Here is a 2,890-nt window from a genome sequence, read left to right on the forward strand (position 1 = left end):
GCCGCTGACCAGGATGACGCGCGACATCCATTGCGTGACCGCCTGGACCAAGTTCGACACCGCCTGGCAAGGCGTGCTGGTCGACGACATCCTCGCCGATGCCGGCATCGCGCCGCCGACCGCCTACACGCTGGCGCTCTCGTTCGACGGCTACACCACCAATGTGCCGGCCAAGGATCTGCTCGACGGCAAGGCGATGGTGGCGCTGCTCTACGAGGGCAAGCCGATCACGCCGGACCATGGCGGACCGGCGCGGCTTCTTGTGCCGCATCTCTATTTCTGGAAGTCGGCGAAATGGCTGAACGGGCTGCAGTTCACCGAGCGCGACGAGCCGGGCTTCTGGGAATTGCGCGGCTACCATATCTATGGCGACCCGTGGCGCGAACAGCGCTATTCGGGCGATCCATGAGCGAGGCCTCGGCCGCGCAATCGCCCTGGCAGACGGCGAGGATCGTGCGCATCGAGAAACGCACGCCGCGTGTCACGAGCTTCTTCTTCAAGCTGTCGCGGCCTTTCCTCCACCTGGCCGGACAGCATGTCGACGTCAGGCTGACGGCGCCGGACGGCTATCAGGCGCGCCGCTCCTACTCCATTGCCTCGGCGCCGGAGAGCGCCGGCACGGTCGAGCTGGCGATCGAGAGGCTCGAGGATGGCGAGGTGTCGCCCTTCTTCCACGAGGTTGCGGCGGTCGGCGACGAGATCGAATTGCGCGGGCCGCTCGGCGGCCATTTCATCTGGTCGGCCGGTGATGGCGGGCCGATCCTGCTGGTGGGCGGCGGCTCAGGCGTGGTGCCGCTGATGGCGATGGTGCGTCACCGCAGCGTGCGGAAATCGGCCGCGCCGGTCGCTCTGGTGTTTTCGGCGCGGGTCTGGGACGAGGTGATCTTCCGCGACGAGTTGATCGGCCTCGACGACCGGCGCGACGGCTTCGACTTGGTGCTGACGCTGACGCGCGAGCCGGCCCAGCGAGCCTCGGACTATTCCAGGCGCATCGACGCCGCGATGATGGTGCAGGCCATGGAGCGGCTGCCCAAGCCACCGATTCTCGCCTTCGTCTGCGGCTCGAATGCCTTCGTCTCGGCCGCCGCCCAGGCGCTCATCGATGCCGACGTGCCGGCTGGCTTGATCCGCACGGAACGCTACGGCGTTTGAGCAGGCCGCGAGGAGGTCGTTGTCAGGAAACCGGCGAGAACTTTGCCGAGACGAGCTGGAAGGGCAGCGCGCCATAGGTGGCGACGGCGGTCTCGTCGTCCCAGGTGCGGAACTGGCGGGATGGCCGCGCCTCGATCACCAGCGTGCGCCCCGCCGTCGGGTCGAGCGCCACCTTGCCGCGAAAGCGCAGCACCCGTTCCCCGCCGGCGCGGCTGATCGCCAGGGCGCGCAAACGGGCGACATGCCGGCCATCGCCGTTGATCTCCATCTCGATGCGGCGGCGCACCGGCGGCACGGCGATCCGGACCGTCACCTCCAGCATGATCTCGCCGCCCGGGTCGGGACAGTCGATTGCCTGCGACATCACGAAAGGCGATGATTGCCTCTTCGCCCTACCGGCCACCCGCCTGCCGCGCCAGACGACGTCCGGTTCGTCCTGGCGCAACCGGCCGCTCTTGCGCTTCAGCCGCAACTGCTTGGCAAAGCCGCGCGACAGCCAGGTAAGCCCGCCGAAATCGGTGCGCGGCTTGGCCTGCAGCACTGAGGACAGCCGCGACAGGCCGGAGCGGTCGGCCATGCCGATCGTGCTGGCGAGCACCGTTTCAGGCACCGGAATGCCGATCTCGAGCGCGAGATAGGAGAGCGCCACCGCAGCGGCGACGGCGAGGCCGCGCCTGGCGATCACGTCGAGGAACACATCCCAGTCGGCGTCGCCGCCGCGGATGGCCACCGCGCAATCGACGAGCCAGTCGCTGTGGGTGTGGGCATCGAGCCCACCATGCGCGATGGCGAGCGCGATGCGGTCGGCGGGCGACGGCACGAAGACGCCGACACCGCTGAATTCCGCCGCGATCGCCCGCCGCCAGATCGCCAGGTCATCCTCGGCGCTTTGCTGCGATCCGTCATAGGCGAGCTGGTGCAGGTCGATGTCGCCGAAATTGCCCTTGAAGAAATTCATCGAGCGCAGCGATGCCAGCCGTGTCCTAAGATAGGACGGGCTGACGCCACTGGCGATCTGCCAGTCGCGATCGCGCAGCACGTCGAAGGCAACCCGCATGTGCTGAGGGCGCACCAATATGTCGATGTCGTGCGCCACGCGGCCACGCTGCGCGGAGGCATTCACGGCGATGCGGCTGGCGCCCTTGATCAGCATGACCGGCGCGCCCGCCTCCACCATTGCCTTCAGCGCCGGCTCGGCTTCGCGCATGGCCAGGCGCGACTTGGTCCACAGCATCTTCTGCAGCCCGACAAGACGCGGATAGGCGGGATGGGCGGCGAGCTTGCGGCCGAAGCGGTCGGAAATCGCGGCGAGCAGCCGGTGCTCCCGGAAGGAGACGAGGTCGATATCGTTTTCGTCCAGCCAGCGCGCCGCGTGCGGGCTGGCCGCGTCCTCGTCGGGCAGGAGCGCGGCCTTGAGCAACTGGTCGAGCTTGCCGGTCGGCCAGGACCAGCCATAGTCGGGAAAGCGACGGCCGATGGAACGTATCCTGGCCATCAGCCGGAGCCCGGTCTGTTCTGCGCGCGGCGCAGCATGGCGGCGCGGACCACCTCCAGATAGCCGCGGTCGCGCGCGTCGCGCCCATAGGACAGGCTGCCGGGCCTGATGCGCCTGAGCGCCAGCACCTCGTCCAGCATGTCGAGCACGAAGCCCGCCTCGCGCGCCCTGGCGATCCAGTCGATCATCTCGCCGCGGCCACCCGGCGGATCGACGATCGGCCCGACCGCCTCGGCTACCTCG

At 68.6% G+C, this 2,890-nt stretch carries 3 protein-coding genes and 1 pseudogene; 2 read left to right on the plus strand and 2 right to left on the minus strand.

All coding sequences use genetic code 11. The features are described from left to right. Together EN781_RS29945 and EN781_RS29950 are read left to right on the plus strand one after the other, a co-directional pair. The coding region (locus EN781_RS29945) for a molybdopterin-dependent oxidoreductase (protein WP_127400615.1) at positions 1-409 on the plus strand (409 nt) is incomplete at its 5' end. Next, positions 406-1,152 carry a ferredoxin reductase gene (locus tag EN781_RS29950; protein WP_126056939.1) on the plus strand — a complete coding sequence of 249 codons (747 nt, stop codon included), beginning with the start codon at positions 406-408 and terminating at the stop codon, positions 1,150-1,152. The genes EN781_RS29945 and EN781_RS29950, both read left to right, overlap by 4 nt. 22 nt (positions 1,153-1,174) lie before the next feature. Here EN781_RS29950 and EN781_RS29955 read toward each other — a convergent pair whose 3' ends face one another. Further along, positions 1,175-2,647: a nucleotidyltransferase family protein gene (locus EN781_RS29955; RefSeq protein WP_189347933.1), complete on the minus strand. Its 1,473-nt coding sequence runs from the start codon at positions 2,645-2,647 to the stop codon at positions 1,175-1,177. Continuing rightward, a pseudogene (locus EN781_RS29960) lies at positions 2,647-2,890 on the minus strand (glycosyltransferase family 2 protein); the annotation flags it as partial. The gene EN781_RS29955 and the pseudogene EN781_RS29960, both read right to left, overlap by 1 nt.

The sequence above is a fragment of the Mesorhizobium sp. M4A.F.Ca.ET.090.04.2.1 genome, assembly GCF_003999085.1.
In the GTDB taxonomy this organism is placed as follows: Bacteria; Pseudomonadota; Alphaproteobacteria; order Rhizobiales; family Rhizobiaceae; genus Mesorhizobium.

Coding starts and splice junctions, on each gene's coding strand:
- EN781_RS29955 (WP_189347933.1), bottom strand. CDS start 2,647: ATGGCCAGGATACGTTCCATCGGCCGTCGCTTTCCCGACTATGGCTGG.
- EN781_RS29950 (WP_126056939.1), top strand. CDS start 406: ATGAGCGAGGCCTCGGCCGCGCAATCGCCCTGGCAGACGGCGAGGATC.